Origin of the sequence: Flavobacterium azizsancarii (assembly GCF_027980145.1) — a bacterium.
In the GTDB taxonomy this organism is placed as follows: domain Bacteria; phylum Bacteroidota; class Bacteroidia; order Flavobacteriales; family Flavobacteriaceae; genus Flavobacterium; species Flavobacterium azizsancarii.
Map to the genome: position 1 here is coordinate 79,255 of NZ_JAMZNK010000016.1, position 20,601 is coordinate 99,855.

Annotated in this window: 14 protein-coding genes and 1 riboswitch; of the genes, 10 read left to right on the plus strand and 4 right to left on the minus strand. The window is 36.3% G+C overall.

What is annotated here, in order from left to right:
- Positions 1 to 67: 67 nt before the first annotated feature.
- Positions 68 to 490, plus strand: coding sequence for an MgtC/SapB family protein (locus tag NJT12_RS11785; RefSeq protein WP_271336108.1), 423 nt, complete (start codon positions 68 to 70; stop codon positions 488 to 490).
- A 158-nt stretch (positions 491 to 648) separates the two neighbouring features.
- Here the strand turns inward: NJT12_RS11785 and NJT12_RS11790 are convergent, their stop codons facing one another.
- Positions 649 to 1,806, minus strand: coding sequence for a BamA/TamA family outer membrane protein (locus tag NJT12_RS11790; protein ID WP_271336109.1), 1,158 nt, complete (start codon positions 1,804 to 1,806; stop codon positions 649 to 651).
- 654 nt (positions 1,807 to 2,460) lie between these two features.
- Positions 2,461 to 2,560, plus strand: a riboswitch (SAM riboswitch).
- 256 nt (positions 2,561 to 2,816) lie between these two features.
- On the opposite strand from NJT12_RS11790, the gene NJT12_RS11795 reads away from it, so the two are divergent.
- From NJT12_RS11795 to NJT12_RS11825, 7 genes are all read left to right on the plus strand, one after another.
- A complete protein-coding gene (locus NJT12_RS11795; RefSeq protein WP_271336110.1) occupies positions 2,817 to 5,987 on the plus strand; it encodes a SusC/RagA family TonB-linked outer membrane protein in 3,171 nt (1,056 codons plus the stop codon).
- Positions 5,988 to 6,005: 18 nt separating this feature from the next.
- Positions 6,006 to 7,463, plus strand: a complete 1,458-nt coding sequence (locus NJT12_RS11800) for a RagB/SusD family nutrient uptake outer membrane protein (RefSeq protein WP_271336111.1) — start codon at positions 6,006 to 6,008, stop codon at positions 7,461 to 7,463.
- 79 nt (positions 7,464 to 7,542) lie between these two features.
- Entirely contained in the window at positions 7,543 to 8,532 is a 990-nt protein-coding gene (locus tag NJT12_RS11805) for a TlpA disulfide reductase family protein (protein WP_271336112.1), read from the plus strand.
- Positions 8,533 to 9,171: 639 nt separating this feature from the next.
- Positions 9,172 to 10,413, plus strand: coding sequence for a M14 family metallopeptidase (locus tag NJT12_RS11810; RefSeq protein WP_271336113.1), 1,242 nt, complete (start codon positions 9,172 to 9,174; stop codon positions 10,411 to 10,413).
- Positions 10,414 to 10,431: 18 nt separating this feature from the next.
- Entirely contained in the window at positions 10,432 to 12,597 is a 2,166-nt protein-coding gene (locus NJT12_RS11815; protein WP_271336114.1) for a S9 family peptidase, read from the plus strand.
- Positions 12,598 to 13,011: 414 nt separating this feature from the next.
- Positions 13,012 to 14,472, plus strand: coding sequence for an amino acid permease (locus NJT12_RS11820; protein ID WP_271336115.1), 1,461 nt, complete (start codon positions 13,012 to 13,014; stop codon positions 14,470 to 14,472).
- Positions 14,473 to 14,486: 14 nt separating this feature from the next.
- Positions 14,487 to 15,983, plus strand: a complete 1,497-nt coding sequence (locus NJT12_RS11825; protein WP_271336116.1) for an aminotransferase class V-fold PLP-dependent enzyme — start codon at positions 14,487 to 14,489, stop codon at positions 15,981 to 15,983.
- Positions 15,984 to 16,151: 168 nt separating this feature from the next.
- On the opposite strand, the gene NJT12_RS11830 is transcribed toward NJT12_RS11825, so the two are convergent.
- Positions 16,152 to 16,481, minus strand: coding sequence for a winged helix-turn-helix transcriptional regulator (locus tag NJT12_RS11830; RefSeq protein WP_271336117.1), 330 nt, complete (start codon positions 16,479 to 16,481; stop codon positions 16,152 to 16,154).
- A 71-nt stretch (positions 16,482 to 16,552) separates the two neighbouring features.
- Between NJT12_RS11830 and NJT12_RS11835 the strand changes: the two genes are divergently transcribed.
- Both NJT12_RS11835 and NJT12_RS11840 read left to right on the plus strand, forming a co-directional pair.
- Positions 16,553 to 16,681 (plus strand): VOC family protein, encoded by a 129-nt coding sequence (locus NJT12_RS11835; RefSeq protein ID WP_271336118.1) that lies wholly within the window; start codon positions 16,553 to 16,555, stop codon positions 16,679 to 16,681.
- 11 nt (positions 16,682 to 16,692) lie between these two features.
- A complete protein-coding gene (locus NJT12_RS11840; RefSeq protein WP_271336119.1) occupies positions 16,693 to 16,998 on the plus strand; it encodes a VOC family protein in 306 nt (101 codons plus the stop codon).
- A 127-nt stretch (positions 16,999 to 17,125) separates the two neighbouring features.
- Here the strand turns inward: NJT12_RS11840 and NJT12_RS11845 are convergent, their stop codons facing one another.
- Both NJT12_RS11845 and NJT12_RS11850 read right to left on the minus strand, forming a co-directional pair.
- Positions 17,126 to 17,863, minus strand: coding sequence for a hypothetical protein (locus NJT12_RS11845; RefSeq protein ID WP_271336120.1), 738 nt, complete (start codon positions 17,861 to 17,863; stop codon positions 17,126 to 17,128).
- Between the two features lie 60 nt (positions 17,864 to 17,923).
- Positions 17,924 to 20,308 (minus strand): TonB-dependent receptor, encoded by a 2,385-nt coding sequence (locus tag NJT12_RS11850; protein WP_271336121.1) that lies wholly within the window; start codon positions 20,306 to 20,308, stop codon positions 17,924 to 17,926.
- Between the last annotated feature and the right edge of the window lie 293 nt (positions 20,309 to 20,601).

Below are 20,601 nucleotides of genomic sequence, written 5' to 3' on the forward strand. Positions count from 1 at the left end.
AACAACAATTTGTATTTCTTTATTAAAAAAAGGGAATAAGAATATTTAATAATATAAAACAATAATTTTGAGTACAACAGAATTTTTTACCCGACTTATAATCGCTTTATTCGCAGGCTTAATTATAGGTTTTGAGAGACAATGGCATCATAAAGAAGCCGGATTAAAAACCAATATGCTGGTAGCAACAGGAGCAGCTACTTTTGTATTATTGTCTATAAAAGTTGCCGCAACAGAACCCAATATAGATGTTACACGTATTACGGCCCAAGTAGTTATGGGAGTTGGTTTTCTGGGAGCGGGAGTTATTTTTAGAGAAGGACCCAATGTACACGGCCTAAATTCTGCCGCCACAATATGGTGCAGTGCCGCAATTGGCTGTATTGCTGCATCAGGTTATTTTATTGAAGCTTTGATTTGTACTTTTTTAGTAACAACTGTGAATACTGTTTTAGAACCTGTAGATAAATGGTTGAGAAATAGGAAGTAGAGAATGGAGAATAGAATAAAGATTATAGAATAAAGATTATAGAATAAAGATTATAGAATAAAGAGGAAAGAATAAAGAGGATAGAATAAAGATTATAGAATAAAGAGGATAGTTTTATCTGGTAGGTGTTTTGTTACCAATATGTAAATCCTGAGGGATTATCTCTTATTGGTAATGTTTACGGAAGCACTTTTTAAGACAAACAAGTATTTGGTAAAATTTTTAAAATTATTTCCCCTTAAAAAGCTTCTCCAATACGGAAATAAAGTCCCCAATCTCCTTTTCCTACTGCGGCATCTAATCCTAATATTGAATTTTTCGGTTTTAAAAGCCCTGTAGCGATATCCTACACCAGCTCCGGGATATAAACCCCAGTTAAAACTTGATGTGTCAGAACCGTAAATTGTCGCTACTCCTGCAAATCCAACCAATCCCATTTTTTTATTAAAATTATATCGGTATTCGCCTTGTATCGCCATAAGTCCGTCGCCACGATATTTCCCTTCAGAATATCCCCTGATATCTTCATTACCAATCGTAACCTGTTGTTCGAAAGCAATATTTCCTAAGCCAAATTTACCTGAAAATCTTGCGGCCAGTACATCTGTTCCGTGTCGCATTGGGAAATACGTATTGTACTCAGAAAGAATTTTATTGGCATTCACATCATTGCCAAACCATTCCGGATACGTAAGCCATCGCAGCTTTATTTTATCACCTTTGGTAGGATAATAAACAGCATCACGGGTATCATACATCAAATTAAATTGCAGGCCATTTGTGTGAGTCACAGAAGAGGGTTTTATGTCATCTTCATATTTTGTGTCATAATGCGCATACGCATAACCAATACCGGCGTATAAGGATTTTATAACCTTACGCTGCAGGATAAAGTTTACCATCGACGCTTTAGTTCCATAATCGTAAAAATCAGGTACGTCGATATCATCTACATAAAATTGTGCGTTTTGATTGCCTGTTGCGAAAAAAAGTTGTGCCCTCCAGCTATCTTCCTTAATGTACCATTTATTAAAAGAGGCAATAAAATAAGATTTGTTGGTACTATAAACGGCAGAAATACCGGATAACGATTTAGGCGAAATTGTATCTGCTTTGTTCACCTTGTACATCATCATTGGGATCGCACCAAACATAAATTCCAGAGTTCTGTTGTAATTAAGGTAAGGCATTATATTGAAATCAATATTTTTGACCTTTGGTTTAGGTGTCGTTGCTGTGCTATCAGCCAATTTTGTTTGAGACCATGCCAGAGAACAGCATAAGAATAGAAATATAAAAAATGAATTTTTCTGCATTGTGGATTTATTTTTAAGTTATGCATTATAAACCGGTAAATGTATTCTCAGAATGTATGTCAAAAAATAATACTGCTATGGTAAATTTTTTTAATGTATTGCTTTTACGCGATGCATTTTTTTAGGGTATGCCTTAAAAAAGTAAATAAAAAACAGGATTTCTTTCGCTTTCTCTATTTGTATAATTACATTTTGTAGTACTTAAAGAAAAAAAAAAATTTGTTAATATGACAAAAGGGTAGAAGTGCATAACAAGAAAAGCAGTTTTTAATATCGTTTTATTTCTTCTTTAGACGACTTTTAGATATGGCTTTATTAAGAAATAACGTGGTATTACCGGATGAAATTATTAGCGAAAAGTAAATTTTTGTAATCTTTTTTTTGCTTTGAATTCAGCTTTTAAAAATTAAATAAAAAAATATATAAAGCTACAAAAGTATGTATCTGTAAAAAAAAATAACGTATTGTAGTGTTGTAATGTTTTGATTTTGTGTGTTTTATTTGTTTTTTAAGAGCATTTATTTTTAACTGTATAAAGGGAGATTGCAACTAATTTTACTGCTTATTAAGTTCTGTTTTCTAAAAAATAAATTTAAACTCTACTAATTACATAGAATTTATATATATATTTGCAGAGTAGAAAAAATCTACGTGAACTTATCCAGAAAGACTGAGGGATTAGGCCCGATGATGTCTTAGCAACCTGTTACTCAATAAGGTGCTAAATCCTTCCGCTGCGGTGGACAGATAAGAAAGATTTCTTTAGAAAATCTGAGTAAGATCATTATTATTAAAGTCATTTATTTTTTAGAATGAAAACGCAACTAATATTACACGCCCAATCAGAACAACCTGAATTTTCGAAAGAGGAGAACCATGTCCACGTTTTCCGAATGCAATACACTTAGCTTTTAATTAACCAATCTCCTGTTTTTTATCAATAAAATGATAGGCCATTCTAAGAGTGGTCCGGGAATTTCTATGTCCAATTTTTAATTAACCCAACCAAAATGAAAAAAATCTTACTCAGCTTAATTTTTTTGTTTAGCATACTTCCCAGTGTGTTACACGCACAGGACCGAACGATCAGTGGTACCGTCAGAGGTTCTGATACCGGAGAACCGTTACCCGGAGTTACAATCATTGCCACAGAAAGTGGTAAATCTACTATTAGTGACGGAAACGGAAAATTTTCTCTTTCGATAACGCCACAAGACAATACAGTTTCTATCAATTATGTTGGTTATGAAACACTCGAAAAAAGAGCCGGTTCATCCTTTAGCAACATTCGGCTTAATCCCTCTAATACTGCTTTAAAAGAAGTTTTAGTCGTAGGTTACGGAACTCAAAGTAAAAAAGAATTTACAGGATCAGCCGCAAGAATAACCTCGAAAACAATTAAGGACATTCCCGTGCAAAGTTTTGAGCAGGCACTTATTGGTAAAGCTTCCGGAGTAAATGTTTCTACGCCAAGTGGGGTATTAAACGATCCTCCGGTAATTAGAATTCGAGGGGTAAATTCAATTTCGTTAAGTACTTCTCCATTAATTGTTATTGACGGGATACCGGTTAATTCCGGTGATGTTTCTACAACAAATTCAGTAGCCAATAATCCGTTATCCGATATTAATCCATCAGATATTGAATCGATAGATATTTTGAAAGATGCAGCGTCTACCTCAATTTATGGCTCACGTGCAGCTGGTGGAGTAATCTTAGTAACTACTAAAAAAGGAAAAGCAGGAAAAGCTAAAGTAAATTATGATGCCTGGGTAGGGATTACAAGAGCCACCAGATTACCTGACCTTTTAAACAATACACAATACGAAGACATTAAAAATGAAGCCGTACTGAATAGCAAAATATTAAGCGGAAATGAAAATAATCCTGCTGTAGCCTCAGCACTTTTCTTTCCGTCTTTCAACGCAGATGGTACACGTGTCAATACAAAATGGAAGGATCAGGTATATCGCGACGCGGTTTCTCAAAATCATAACCTAAGTATTTCCGGCGGAACAGACAAAACAAGGTATTTTTTCTCTACCAATTATTCTAAACAGGAAGGAATTACAAAAGATAATGAGTTCGAAAGAAAAGGAGCAAGGTTTAATATCGATCACGATGTAAACAGCTGGTTGAAACTGGGAGGAAATCTATCGTATAACAATACTTTCAATCAGGCTCAAAATACAGGATCATTAAGCAGCAGCGGTTTGTTATTGATTGGTGCAGCACGTCTTGCATTGGTATTGCCTCCAAACGTTGCAGCTTATAATGCTGATGGTTCTTATAATTTAAGTTCGACAGGAACTGCAAGTTCGGGAAATAACTTATTTACCAATACATTATGGCATCCCGGCGCCTTGTTTGAAAACAGTAAATATACCAGTTCAAACGATCATATGGTAGGGAATATTCATGCTACGATTACCTTTTTCGACGGATTTAAATTCGACAGTAATTACGGAATCGACAGATTAAGAGCCGAGAATATTACCTATTTAAGTCCTAATCTTGGATCTTCTGCATTTTCTACAGGTGGTTCTGCAACTAATATTGCTGCACTAAGAAACAATTACAATTTTACCAACAGTTTTACTTTCGACAGGCGTTTTGGAGCCAAACATCACATTGCAGCATTGGCAGGATATGATGTTCAGAAATATGAAAACTCTTCGTGGGGAGCCAATCAAACCAACGTTTCTGATCCTTTCTTTGAATACTATCAGGGAACATGGGGAACAATCAGGTCTTCCGGAAACAGCTTGTCAGAAAGACTTTTTCTTTCCTCTTTTTTTAGATTATCGTATGATTATGGTGGAAAATATTTCATTACAGGAAATTTCAGAAAAGACGGAAATTCAGCTTTAGGTTTAAATAATAAATACGGAAATTTTGGAGGTATCTCTGCCGGATGGTCCATAAGTGAAGAATCTTTTTTTAAAGACAGTCAAATTACAGATTATGTAAGTTCACTTAAACTAAAAGGAAGCTGGGGAAGAGTAGGTAACGGAAACCTTTCATCAGCGTATGCTTCACAAAATCTTTACGGCGCATCCATTTATGGATCAGCATCGACCTGGGCAATTTCTCAGGCAGGAAATGAGAATCTGGGTTGGGAAACCAGCGATCAGACCAACATTGGACTTGAAGCAGGATTTTTTAAAGACAGATTGCAATTTACCGCTGATTATTTCAATAATAATGTAAACGGATTGATCTTAAGTACTCCTCAATCACCTTCAAAAGGAATTCCCGGAGACGCCATTCTTTCTAACGTTGGATCAATGTACAACAGAGGAATCGAACTTGGACTTACCGCGACAATTGCAAATACGGAAGATTTTCAATGGAAAGCGTCCTTCAATTACACACACGTAAAGAATGAAGTTACAGCACTTGCCGAAGGAAACACAGACATTATTGGTTACACGCAGGTAACTACAGAAGCCAATAATATTACCAGAGTAGGATATTCTGCCGGAAGTCTTTACGGAGCAGTAAGCGGAGGCGTAAATCCGGACAACGGGCGCAGAATTTTCATCAATAAAAATGGAGAAAAAGTACAATACAGTGCCGCAGTGCCATCAGGGCAAAGCAACTGGACGTATTTAGACGGAAGAACTGCGGCGGCCATTACAGTTGCAGATTATCAAGTTTTGGGTAATGCATTACCGGTTTGGTACGGAGGTTTAACAAATGTATTTCAATACAAAGCATTTGACTTTACGGTTGGTTTCACGTATTCAGGAGGTAATAAAGTAATGAATAATACCAGAGGAACACTTTTAGACCAGCGTTTTTACAACAACTCTACGGATGTTCTGAACCGTTGGACAACTCCGGGGCAGGTAACTGATATTCCTAAATTAGTTTATAACGACGTTATTTCGAATGGTTCAAGTGGTTTTGCAATTTCTGAGAATGCCGAAAAAGCAGATTTCTTAAGATTACAGCAATTGGCGGTTGGTTTTTCACTTCCCAAAAAAATCCTTGAAAAAGCACAATTATCTTCTATCAGGGTTTATGCGCAGGCAACCAATCTTTTCCTGATTACTTCTTATACGGGATCAGATCCGGAAACCTCCTCAAACGGAGCATCAACAACTTCTATGGGAGTCGAGAAAAATTCTGTAGGGCAGGGAAGAACGTTCACATTTGGTCTTAACGTCGGGTTTTAATCATTAATAAAAAACAAAATGAAAACATATTTTAAATTATATAAAAAACTAGTTGTTGCCTTATTACTGCTTTCAGGGATTGCTTTTACTTCTTGTGAAAATAACGAAGACCTGAACATAGCACCGGAAACAACCGTTTCTGATAAGGATATTTTTAAAACTCCGGCAAGAATTGAAGGTTTGGTAAACGGAATTTATAAAGCTTTTAAAGGCGCCAGTTTATACGGAGGACGTTTCCTTTTGTATCAGGATCAGCGCGGAGAAGATTTTATCAATATTACAGCCAACAACTTTACAGGATACGAAAGCTGGAATAACTCATACAGTTCAGGTTCAAATGATATTAATAACCTTTGGGGATCAGCTTATTCAGCAATTAATAATGCTAATATTTTGATTGAAGGACTGGCGATAAACCAAGGTGTAATTACAGAAGAAAAAGCAAAGCAATACATTGGCGAGGCCAAATTGGTTCGTGCGCTTTCTTATTACAGTCTGATCATCAGCTACGGACAGCCTTATAATAAAGATGCCGGAGCCTCAAAAGGAGTTCCGCTTCGTTTAAAAGCAGAAACAGGAGCAGCCAATAATAATCTCGCAAGAAGTTCTGTTGCAGAAATTTACAAGCAGATATTGAAAGACTTAGATGAAGCTGAAGCTGCATTGCCGCAAAGTTATGCAACGGCAGATCTTAATACCACCAGAGCACACGTAAGTACCGCAATTGCCCTAAAAACAAGAGTATATCTGACCATGAACAACTGGACAAAAGTAATTGAAGAAGCTGTAAAATTAGCCCCTCAGGCACAAGCACCATTTTCTACTACTGCAAGTGATGTAAAACACACTTTACAGCCGGATATTACGGTTTTATTTTCTTCAAATTATGCAACGGTCGAATCTATTTTCAGTATTCCGATGAGTTCTTTAGATTCCTATACAGGGCAATCTTCCATCGCTTACATCTACAATACCAATTTAGAGTATTATCTAAATCCAACAGGTATTTTGGGAGATGCGCAATGGAGAACAACTGATAAACGCCGCGACTTAACCAGAACAGTTTCAGGAAAACAATATTTTAAAAAGTACGCAAAACCATCGCCATTCCTGGATTATATTCCAGTAATTAGATATTCTGAAGTATTATTGAATTACGCCGAAGCTGCTGCAAAAACCGGAAACCTGGCCCTTTCGGCTAATCTCCTTAAAGCGGTTCACCAGCGTTCAGATGCTTCGTATGCTTTTGCTCCCACAGTACTTTCAGATCCAAACCAGTTAATTGATGCCATCTTGAAAGAACGAAGAATCGAATTATTGGGAGAAGGTTTCCGTGGACCGGATTTGCTAAGAAATCTGCAGACACTTCCTGCCAAAGGCGACAGTAAATTACAAACTCCCGCAGTAACACCTTCTGATGCTAATTATATATTTCCGCCGGCAAATACAGAGTTGGCAACCAATAAATTATATTAAAAAAATCATTCATAATAATCAACCGTGGGCTTTGTCAAAGTTCAAAACTTTGACAAAGTTTTACTTAAACTCAAATAAAATGAAAAAAATACTATTATTTCTTACGCTTTGCCTTGGAGCAACAGCGACTCAGGCACAAGAAGCCAATGTGCAGCTAAAAGGAACAGTTGTAGATACTGTCGCCCAATATGTTTACTTGCAGAAATTCCATAACAAGATGTTTACCACTATAGACTCAGTAAAAGTGGTTAATGGAAATTTTAGTTTTAAAACAAAAGTAAAACTTCCTGAATTGTACGGATTAAGCGTTAATACAGCGAATACCCCACTTTATATATTCCTTGAAAAAGCACCGATCACCGTAAAATTGAGTCCTGCCAAATATTACAGCAATTCAGTTGTATCAGGCTCCGCATCTCAGGATTTGTTCGATGTGTACAAGAAAACACAAAATGTTGATATAAGTAAATTTATCACAGAACATCCCAGCTCTATAGTTTCAGCTTATGTATTATATAGAAACTGGTCGTACCGATTGACTCCGGAGCAAATTTTACAGAATATTGCACTATTAGATAAAAGTCAGCAAAATTCTACTTACGTAAAAGAATTAAAGGAATTGGTAACCGTGCTAAACGGATTACAAGTCGGAAAAAAAGCACCGGATTTTACGTCTAAAGATCCTGATGGAAAATCAGTTCGTTTTTCAGAAAATCTAAAAGGATATACGTTAGTTGATTTTTGGGCTTCGTGGTGTGCGCCATGCCGAAAAGAAAACCCGAATATCGTAGCAGCCTATAAAGAATATCACGATAAAGGATTTAACATCATCGGAATCTCTCTGGATAAAAAGAAAGAAAACTGGATCAAAGGGATTAAAGACGATCACTTAGACTGGTTACAAGTTTCAGAATTAATTTACTGGAATAGCGAAATCGCCAAATTATATGGCGTGAGAGCCATTCCTGCAAACTATTTAGTAAATTCTAAAGGAATAATCGTAGCCAGAAATCTTCGTGGAGAAGAATTACAATCGACTCTTAAATCACTTTTGAATCAGAATAATTAGTTTGGGAGAGTGGAAAGTGGAAAAGAATATAGAATATAGAGTATAGAGCAAAGAGTATAGAGGGAAAGGATTGTTCATAAAGTAACCGTACAGTTTGTCATCCCGAGGAACGAGGGATCACACGAGAAACTCAGCAAAGGAAAGAACAAATCTTTGTTGATTAGAGAGTGTGATTTGCTTCGCCTGTTCGCTATCGCTTGAGTCTCCTCCGTCGAAATGACAAAAACACAATCTTGTGATCCCGAGGAACGAGGGATCACACTAGAAACTCCACAAAGAAAAGAACAAATCTTTGTCGATCAGCGAGTGTGATTTCTCCTCCGTCGAAATGACAAAAACACAATCTTGTCATCCCGAGGAACGAGGGATCACACGAGAAACTCCACAAAGAAAGGAACAAGTCTTTGTCGATCAGCGAGTGTGATTTGCTTCGCCTGTTCTCTATCGCTTGAGTCTCCTCCGTCGAAATGACAAACATAGCTTGGTAGTTTTTCACAAATAGCGATGTGGCTTTAAATAAAAGCCTTTACAAACAAAGAAAAGCTATGTTTCTATGTGTTAAAATAATTATGCGGAAAATATTAAAATACAAAACAGTCATAGTCTCTATTTCAAAATAAATACAAAACAACAAGAAAAATGAAAACGAAATTATTTTTTTCAGCTGCTGTGTTACTAGCTATTTCAGCGAATGCACAAGTCAAAGGCGGCTTTAAGGGGCAAGATCCTATTACGGCGGTTTCGACCGTAACACGTCCGGTTGAGAAACAATGGAAAGGAGTTTTTGATAAAACGGGTGATGAGGTTTTTTTCGGAAATGATTTTACCGGAGCGCGATTAAACGGAGTAGTCAAAATTGATGATACAACGTTCAGCGTTTTGATTACGCCTGAAAATACGCCCATTAACGGAAGTCCTTGGTATGCTTTTAAAGTTTGGTCTAAAACTAATAAGGAAATTAAAATAAGATTTGATTATCCGCCCAATGTAAAACATCGCTATAATGCGAAAATCAGCGGAGATGGAAAAAAATGGATCGCTTCTGAAAACGGAACTTTTGTAAAAACAGAAAAAGATTCTAATTATGTTTTAAAAGTTAATGTAAGCAAAGACACCACTTGGATCGCTGCGCAGGAACTTAAAACCTCTAAAGATATAAACGAATGGATTTCGACATTAAAAAATAAAAATAATACTGCAGAAACGTCTATCGGATTAACTGCTGAAGGTCGAAAAATACCTGTGTTTAGTATCGGAAATTCTTCTTCCAAAAATAAAATCCTGATTTCGGGACGCAATCATCCACCGGAAGTTACAGGACATTATGCGCTGGAAGCTTTTGTTGCATCGTTAACAGCAGATACTCCGCTGGCAAAAAAATTCAGGAGCAAATTTCAGGTATATGTTATTCCGTTATTAAATCCTGACGGAGTTGATGGAGGGTTTTGGAGGCATAATTCGGGAGGAATCGATTTAAACAGGGATTATAATGAATTCAATCAACCCGAAACCCGAGCAGTTCGTGATTTTTTGAAACGTGAAATCAAAGATTCAAATAAGCTATTGTTTTCAATTGATTTTCACTCTACTCATGATGATATTTATTATACAGTTGATCCAAATTTAAAAGGAAATATTCCCGGTTTTGTACCCAACTGGCTAAATAAAGTCAAAGATGGAATTCCGGGTTATACGCCTCACGTAAAACCTTTGTATTTCAAACCTCCAACTTTTACCTTGTTCAGTTATTTGTTTGAAACCTATAAAACAGAAGCATTGGTATTTGAAATTGGAGACAATACACCAAAGGATTTTATCAAAAAGAAAGGAGAAGTTTCCGGAGAAGAATTTATGAAACTAATATTGGCAACTGTCAAATAATTTTATAATTATATAGAGATGAACAAAATCAAAAATAGAATTTACATTGTTTTAGCGCTGATTGCTTCTGTCTGTTGTTTCAGTCAGCAAAAAAAAGAGCCCATTCAGGTTACTGATCTTCTAAAAATCAAAACAGTTGGAGATGTAGAATTAACGAAAGATGGAAAAACAGCCGTATTTACGGTAAAAAGCATCATCAAAAATGCTGAAAATTCATTGGATTATGATTACGATACGCAACTTTGGTTAGCAAAAACTTTAGATAAAAGTGCACCAAGACAACTAACTTTCGGAAAAGAAGGATCGGGTTCTCCTGTTTTTAGCCCTGACGGAAAACAGATTGCCTTTACGAGAAATGTAAAAGGAAAATCGCAAGTATTTCTTTTAAAGGTAGATGAAGGTGGAGAAGCCGTTCAGTTAACCGATTCAAAATACGGCGCATCAAACCCAAAATGGAGTCCGGATGGTAAGCAGCTTTTGTTTACTGCCTCAATTCTAATCAACGAATTAGTTAAGGATTCGGTTTTAAATCCTAAAAAAGAATTGCCAATCTGGAGTTTCGAAAAACCCGGTTTTGCTGCGAACGAAAACCTGAAAGTAAACAAAATAAAAGCAGATCCTAACGGAAACCTTGAAGCGATTAGGGCTTATCTTGAAATTAACGAAAAAGATAAAAAGGCAAAAGTAATAGATAAGTTACAGTTTCAAACTGAAACCGGACTTACCAGCGAACTGAGGTTTTCTTATGTCTTCATTATAGATGCCAAACCCGGAGTCAAAGAATACGCCATTTCAAAAGGGTTTTACTCGTACACAAATCCTTATTTCGTAAGCAATACCAAAATTGCTTTCAACGGAAATCTTAATGAAAAAAGACATCCCGACAGAATTTTAGAAACTAAAATTTACACGATTAATACTGACGGAACAAATGTAACGGAGTTGCTGGGCGCAGAAAATTTGGTGTTTCAGCTTTTAGCGGTTTCTCCTTCGGGAAAACAATTGGCGTATCAGGAAAGTACCATTAATAATTTGTCTGTTCCGGTACTAAAAATTTTCAACTTAGAAAATCTTTCAGCCAAAACTAAAGTAATTGATTACGATCGAAATAATACCAATGTAAGGTTTTCTAAAGACGAGAAACAGCTTTATTTCATCTCGTCAAGTAACGGAGGATATGTTCTCGTAAACGTTTCTCTAAACACACTTAAACCAGAAATATTGAGTTCTGTCGATCAGGGAATAACAGATTATGATGTTAATAATGGAGTAGTGGCTTTCGCTAAAACAGATGTCAAAAATCCATCTGAATTATATGTGTCTGATCTCAAGTTGAAAGCACCAAGATTAGTCTCTGATTTTAATACATTCTGGCTTAAAAATAAAGAAATCAGCTTTTCTGAAAAAGGCACTTTTATAAACGATAAAGGTCTTGAAGTAGAATACTGGATTATGAAACCCATCAATTTTGAACAAGGAAAAAAATATCCGTTACTAACTGAAATTCATGGTGGACCCGCTTCAATGTTTGGTCCTGGCGATGGTAGTATGTGGTTGGAATATCAGTTTTTCTGTGCTCAGGGATATGGTGTAGTCTATAGTAATCCGAGAGGATCATCAGGTTATGGCGAAAAATTCCTGAGATCTAACATCAACGATTGGGGTACAGGACCAGCCAGCGATGTATTGATAGCATTAGATAAAACGGTTGCACAGGGATGGGCAGATACCAGCAGATTGTTTATTACAGGAGGATCTTATGCCGGTTATTTAACCACATGGATTATCAGTCACGATCAACGATTTAAAGCTGCTTCAAGTCAGCGTGGTGTTTATGATTTTGGGACTTTCTTTGGAGAAGCCAATGTTTGGCGCATGATTCCAAGATATTTTGGAGGATATCCGTGGGAAGAAAAAACAAAAGCAATTCTGGAACGTGAATCCCCAATTAATTACGTAGAAAATATCAACATTCCGTTTTTAATCATTCATGGTGATAATGATAATCGTACAGGAGTTTCGCAAAGCCAGATGCTTTACAAAAGCCTGAAAGTGCTTGGTAAACCTGTCGAATATGTAAGACAACCCGGCGCAAGCCATGAAATTACCAGAAGTGGTGATAACCGACAAAGAATAGATCAACTGCTTCGAACTTTTGAATTCTTTGAAAGATTCAATTATTAGTAAAAATGAGTAAACAAGATACGCATTGAATGTATTTATTTTTTAAGTACCAGTCGGACAACATGTTTATAGAAAATTATTTAAGAAAACCCATCTGATGTCTTATTTAGTTATAAATAAAAAACGTTATGTCGCTCCGCTGGGGCTTTGCGTTGGTGTTTTAAGTTAATTGACTATAAATATGTCGTTTGGCTATAAATATGTCGCCACGTTGGAGATTTATGTTGGTTTATTAGGTCAATTGGCTATAAATATGGCGCCCCTCCGTAACTTTGTTCTGATTTTCCGGCGCAATTGGCTATGTGAATTATAAAAAGTGAAATACCTTCTTAAGGTTCAAAAGCTATGTTTCTATGTGCCTGGAAAAAACGTTCTTATCAGTTAAATGAATCGTTTATATTCAAAAATAAAATTATGTTATTCAAAAAATCAATAGAAAGATTAGTCTCTGAGAATGAGCAAAGTGAAGGAGCTGGACTAAAACGTTCCCTTGGCCCAATAAATCTTGTCGCTCTTGGAATAGGTGCAATAGTTGGAGCGGGAATATTTTCTCTTACAGGAATTGTAGCGGCAGAAAATGCTGGACCTGCGGTTATTCTGTCGTTTATTCTGGCCGCTGTTGCCTGCGCTTTTTGTGCTTTATGTTATGCCGAATATGCTTCGATGATTCCTGTTGCAGGCTCAGCTTATACGTATACTTACGCCACAATGGGAGAATTTATGGCCTGGATCATCGGTTGGGATTTAGTTCTTGAATATGCGCTTGCTTCTGCTACGGTTGCGGTAAGCTGGTCGAGTTATGCCACAAAATTACTGGCACAGCTTCATATCAATTTACCTCCGGAATTAACAAGTTCTCCATTTGATCCGGTAAAGCTCGCTGACGGATCAACTTTAGCGGGAGGTATCGTCAATTTGCCTGCAATAGTTATTGTGGCGTTGCTTTCGCTTGTGCTTGCAAAAGGAACAAAGGAATCTGCTACAATGAATAATTTATTGGTATTGCTAAAACTGAGCGTAATTGTTCTTTTTATTGTTTTAGGCTGGTCTTTTATTCAGGACGAAAACTATCATCCGTTTATACCTGAAAACACGGGAGAATTTGGACATTTTGGATGGTCAGGAATTGTTAGGGGAGCCGCAGTAGTTTTCTTTGGTTTTATAGGTTTTGATGCCGTTTCGACAGCAGCTCAGGAATCTAAGAATCCTCAGAAAGATATGCCAATCGGGATCATAGGATCACTTCTGGTTGCTACCGTTTTGTATGTTGCATTCTCTTACGTGATGACCGGAATGGTTTCGTATAAAACTTTTATAGGAGATGCCAGTCCCGCTGCAACAGCTTTTGCTGTAACAGGGTATCATTTTCTGAATAGTGCGCTGATTATTGCGATTTTGGCAGGTTATACTTCTGTAATTCTTGTGATGTTAATGGGGCAATCCAGAGTTTTTTACAGCATGTCTAAAGACGGACTTTTGCCTTCTTTTTTCAGCGATATACACAGCAAGTTTAAAACCCCATGGAAAAGCAACCTTTTCTTTATGGTATTTGTGAGTATTCTGGCCGGATTTGTACCCATTTCAGATTTAGGACATATGGTAAGTATCGGAACATTATTTGCTTTTTCGCTTGTTGCATTGGGGATCATTATTCTAAGAAAAACAAGTCCTGAGATAAAAAGGGGATTTAGAGTCCCGTTCGTGCCTTTTGTACCCATTTTAGGTATTGGAGTATGTGTATTCCTAATGACGGGACTTCCTCTTGAAAGTTGGGAACGATTGTTTATCTGGATGGCAATAGGTATCGTGTTCTATTTTTTATACGGAAAACGACATAGTAAATTAAGAAAAGAAAATGAGGAATTAAAGAAATAATTAAAGATAAGGAAATGAATGCAGTTGAAAAGAAAACGAAACCAAGTCAATTAGAATACTATTTTTCTAAGTTTAGAGGAAATACAATTGGAGTAAATCATACATTCGAATCGGCATACGGAGAACAAAAACTGTTATATGCTGATTGGGTCGCAAGCGGAAGATTATATCTGCCTATTGAGGATATTATGCTCAATAAAATAGGCCCAATGATTGCGAATACACATTCTTTTTCAAGCGAAACAGGCAAAGCATCGACTTATGCTTATAATCATGCCAGACAAGTGATTAAAAAACATGTCAATGCCAATGAATCAGATGTTTTAGTAACCACAGGAACAGGAATGACGGCTGCTTTATCAAAATTACAGCGTTATATAGGATTGCGTGCTGCTGATAATAAATCTAAAGCTCAGTTTGATAATATTGATAAACCGGTAGTTTTTATCACTCATATGGAGCATCACTCGAATCAGGTTTCCTGGTACGAAACCAATGCCGATGTGGTAGTTTTACCGCCTGATGAAAACAATTTAGTAAATCCGAAAAAGCTTTCTGAATTACTTGAAAAATACAAAGACAGAACATTGAAAATTGGTTCGTTTTCGGCTTGTTCAAATGTTACGGGAATTATTTCGCCTTATCATAAACTGGCTAAAATTATGCATCAGAACAATGGATTTTGCTTTGTTGATTTCGCTGCATCTGCACCATATGTACAAATCGATATGCATCCGGAAGATCCTGAAGAACGATTGGATGCTATTTTCTTTTCTCCGCATAAATTTTTAGGCGGACCCGGAAGTTGCGGTGTTTTGGTCTTTAATGAAAATTTGTACAAAAGCGATGTTCCGGACAATCCGGGTGGAGGAAATGTAAAATACACAAATCCTTGGGGCAGTTATTCTTATAGTGAATCAATTGAAGTAAAGGAAGATGGCGGAACTCCGGGTTTCTTGCAAGTAATAAGAACAGCTTTATCCCTGAAATTGAAAGATCAGATGGCAATTGAAAACATCAAAAAAAGAGAAAAAGAATTGCTGTACCTGTGTTATTCAGAGTTTAAAAAAATTCCGGGTTTATCTATTTTAGGAGATCTTGAAACAGATCGAATTGGTTGCGTTTCTTTTATAATTAAGGATATTCATTATAATTTAATTGTCCGACTTCTGAACGATCGTTTCGGAATTCAGGTTCGTGGTGGTTGGTCGTGTGCAAGTACATATGCCCATTATTTGTTTGATATTGACGAAGCGGAATCTAATGTTATAACAGAAGAGCTTTTGCAAAAAAATCAGAGTAATAAACCGGGATGGGTGCGTTTGTCGTTGCATCCTATCATGACTAATGAAGAACTTCTGTTTATTTGTGATGCGATACAACAAGTAGTTTTAAATTATAAAAACTGGCAGGGAGATTACGAGCACAATAGCGCTACAAACGAATACGAAAGTATTGTAACAGAATCAAGTATCGAGAGGGATGTAAAGGAATGGTTTTGGTTAGAATAGGTTTGGTTTATAATAAACACGAACCACTTCGTCTGTTCGGCTTCAGTTTAGATTCACGAATTTGCACTAATTTTTAATGATGTAGCCAAGTTTGTGTAATTAATTTCACAAACGAATTAGTTCAAATTCGTGAAATTCGTGTTTGCCCATTCTGTTTCCTTGATGCGATTAATTAATTTGCCATTGCGCCAGACCAGATAGAATATCTTCAAGCGATCTTCCTTTTTTAGTTAATGAATAACAGACTGATTCATGTTTTTTCTCTTTAATGATCAAAAAATCATTCGTTAATTGTTTGAGATGAAGTGCCAGCATTCGATCGCTTATAGACGGCAGAAGTTGTTTAAAATCAGAAAATGTTCTGGAATCATGTTCCAATAAGCAAAAAAGTAAAGAAAGCTTCCATCGCCCTGAAATAAGCAGTAGGGTTTTAGAAGCATTGCAGAAATCAGTAAGAGTTTGTTGATTTTCAAAGTTGGTTGAACTTTCTTTTCGCATCGCTAACAATTTTGTAAGGTGGCCATGTCACAGCCATAAGAAACTATATTTGTATCACAAAAGTAATCATAATGAATAATAACATAATAGGATTTCATCATTTTGCCATTAAGGCACAGGATTTTGAAAAAACAGTACAATTCTACGAAACACTTAATTTTGAAGGGTGCATGGTTGGAGTTTACCGGAATTTAATTTAGAAAAGTGTGTAATGCTCAAGAATAAAGCATTTGACTGCCATATCGAAATATGCGACAGCAATGCTGATTTCCCTACACAGGGACGCAAAAGAAAACAAGGAGATCCTTATGTCGAAAATTCTCTTTTGCATATTTGTTTTACAGTTCGAGATGCCAAAAAAGCATACGATGAAGCGATAGAAAATGGTGCAAAACCTTTGTCTCCCAAAGAAACGTTAGAATTAAGAGATCAAATAAAAACGGTAACCGTTAGCAATAGTCTGGTTTATAGCCCGAATGGGGAAGTTATTGAATTTCTGGAATCTGTTGCTTTTTAGGAATCTTATAAACTTTGCCTAAATCTTGACACATTTTGCCGTAAAATCTTTTATAGTGCCACAAAATGCTAAAAAAAAGCCATTCCGAATAATTATCAGAATGGCTTTTTTGTATTATAAAGTACTTCTATTGTCCTAATAAATAGTAATTGCAGCGGTGGCGTTTACTATTAAATTTCACTTGTTTGTATTCACCTGAAACGGGTTCGATCCAATCTTGTCGAATGATATACAAACCTTTCATCGTAGTATAAAATACGGCTTCACCATTTTTATCAAGCACAATTTCTTTTTCCCAGTTTTCAGGATTAAAAACACGAAGTTTAGTTCCTGCTTTTGAAGCTTTACCTTGAAAAAAAGCTTTAAGCGTTACTTTTTTTTCCTCGACAATAGTTATGATATCAAGTGTCTGCAAAGAATTGTTGTTGGTTTCAATCAAAGTACCAACATTATAAACTGATGCTATATAATCAATAGGGAGAACATTTTCGCCTTTTGATGCAGAGCGATCAATTACAGGATGTTTGTCATTTATTCCTAGAATCCTGTACTGACCTTCGCTTTTAGGTGTGAAAACAGCCAGCCAATGATCCTTTTGCATAATAAGTTCAAGTAGTTGCTGGTTGCCTTTTGGATCAACAATCCTAATCTGAAAATCACCTGTCAGTTCAAGTTCTTTACCTGCATCTCTGCGTCTCACCCCAAATTCATCCATACTGCCATAACATAATTCGATGTTTACAGGCTCATTTATCTTGCCGGAACCTTTTACATTGATCCAGTAAGCGCTTGCCATTGCAGGAACAGAAGAAAGCAGGCACAAGCAAAATGTGATATAAAATTGGGTTAAAGATTTGTTTTTCATAAAGACATTCTCTTTTTATTATTTTTGATCTGATACCGTTTTGCTCTTAAATAAAAGGTTTTAAAATCTCAGTGCAAAACTACCTAAAAATTGAGCAGGCATTTGAGGAGTAAGTCTCACGTTCCAGGCTTTTTCACTAGTTAGGTTATTTACTTTCAAGCTTATTCTGTATTTAGGCTGATCATAGTATAAAGCAGCATCAAGCATCGTATATTCAGGAATAGTAACTTTAGTAGTTTGAGTATTGATAACATAGGACATAGTACCATAATTACCACCAAAACCAGCGCCTAAACCTTGATATTTACCTTCAGGAATACGATAACTCAACCAGAAATTTACTGTAGTTGCCGGACCAGAAAGAGCAGGGCGTAAGCCATTGACAGTTGGGTCAGCTTTTGTATACTTACTATCATTATAAGCATATCCCGCTACCACATTGAAACCTGAGAAAGGATTTGCGGTAAATTCAGCTTCAAAACCACGGCTTTGTTGCGTTCCGTCTTGTATCGAATAATTTGTATCTGTTGGATCCGGTCTTAATGAGTTAGCCACTTGTATGTCATAATAACTAAGTGTTCCCACAAGACGATGGTTAAATACGTCACCTTTTACACCAAATTCCAACTGATTGGCATGCTCCGGTTTAAACGCCGTACCATCAAGCGCTTGTCCGCTTTTGTTAAGAAAACCATTCATATAATTCGTAAACAATGACAAATGGTCTTTGCTTAATTCGTAAACAGCACCAAGTTTTTGCGATAGCGAAGTTTGGTTATAAGGTCCTGCTGATGTACCATTAGCGCCAATTCCGCCAGCGGTTACACCTGTTGCAATATTATAAACACCAAGATATTCGTAACGATCTACACGTAAACTTACCATAGTCAATAAGCGATCTGTGATATTAAAAACATCAGATACATAAGCAGCATATGTATTGTCCCTGTTTTTCTCCTTGCGTAATACTCCTTTTCCTGCTTGTGCAAGAGAATTTACGGTTTGTAAGTTTGCGCCAGAGTTTGCCGGTGGATTTATGAAATCAAAAGCATCTGTAGTGATTGTAAGTCGGTCAAAATCATTATAATTGTTATAATAATCTAAGCCCACAACCATACGGTTTCTAAATCTTCCTATTTTAAAATCACCAATAAAATTCTGTTGAATATCAGTAGCAATAAAGTTTGTGTTTCCTGATATAACCTGAACACGGGCAGTGGTATCGCTCAAAGCGTTTATTGCGGTGATGTTACCATCGATCGTAGAACGTGCTCTTGAGAAAATAGTCTGAGACGTCCATTCTTCGGATATTTTATAATTAATTTGTCCAAATATATTCAACATCTGAGTGTTGTAAACCAGGTCATTACTCATAAAAGTCCTTTTGTAAGGAAAAGCGATATCTACAATAGATCTTGTTGTATTGCTTTTGTTATACGGATTAAAACGTACAACAGATGTTCCTTCTTCCTGACCAAATTCAACATCAAGCAAAAGTGATAACTTGTCAGTAATCTGATAAGAGAAACTTGGTGCTATACTGATGTTTTTTGAGAAGCCAAGATCCTGAAAGCTTTTTTGTTGCGTTGTGGCTCCGTTTAGTCGGAATAAAGCTGTTTTGTCTTCGTTTACAGGAGTATTAACATCTACTGTAAGACGATTAAAGTTGTAACTTCCGCCAACATAGGCTATTTCGCCGCCAAAATCGTTATAAGGTTTTTTGGTCACACGATTATAAACTCCGCCATAACTGCTTGCGACACTTGCTCCAAACAATGTTGCCGAGGGACCTTTGATAGCTTCAACACGCTCCAGATTAACAGGGTCGATAGAAGAAAAAGCTTGTCCGGCTACACCATTTCGTGCATTTGGTTCTGTCTCAAAACCGCGGGAACGAAAAGTTACACGTCCCTGATTGGCAATCATCGGGATACCGGCACCAGGTACATTCTTAGAGACGCTTCCAAGGTCAACAACAGATTGTTCTTGTATAAGTTCTTTTGATACAGTATTGTAGACCTGTGGGTTTTCCAGATTTTTAAGAGGTAAACGAGCGACATATTTACTTTCTTTTTTAGAAAACCTATTTACATTTCCTGAAACAGTAACTTCTTGCAATGCCATAACGTTTTCTTTAGGCAATTGGTAATCTGCTGTTGTAATTTGTCCTGAAACTACAGTGACTTCAATAATTTTTTCTGCAGAACCCAAAACCTGTATCATGATACGATAGTTTGCAGGTGGAATGTTTTTAAAACTATAATTTCCTTCTTCATCTGTAAGAGTAGATTTGTTTAGTTCTGTAATAGAAACCGAAGCAGAGGCAAATGGTTGTCCGTCAACAAGTTTTATCTGACCAGAAATTGTACCCGTAGTTTGGGCGTAAGCAGTATTTAGGTTTGCCAGTACAATCATTACCAGAAAACAACGTAAAAAATGGTGCATAAATTTAAAATAAGGTGTTTATTTAATGGGCGCAAAAATAAACAATTATTTAGAATTAGTCTTGATAAAGGTTTCTAAATACTAATTCATCAAAAGATTTAACATTCATCTGTTGTTGAAAGTTAGAAGCAAAGGAGAGATTGTCAGAAAATATTCAAGTATAATAAAGAAGACAAAATAAAAATGAAAAGTAGTGACAATCGATTTGATTTTATCACAAAAAAAAATGCCTTAAGTTCTTTCGATGAGAGAAAACTTAAGGCATTGGAAAAATTTCTAAAAGTGCTGCACAA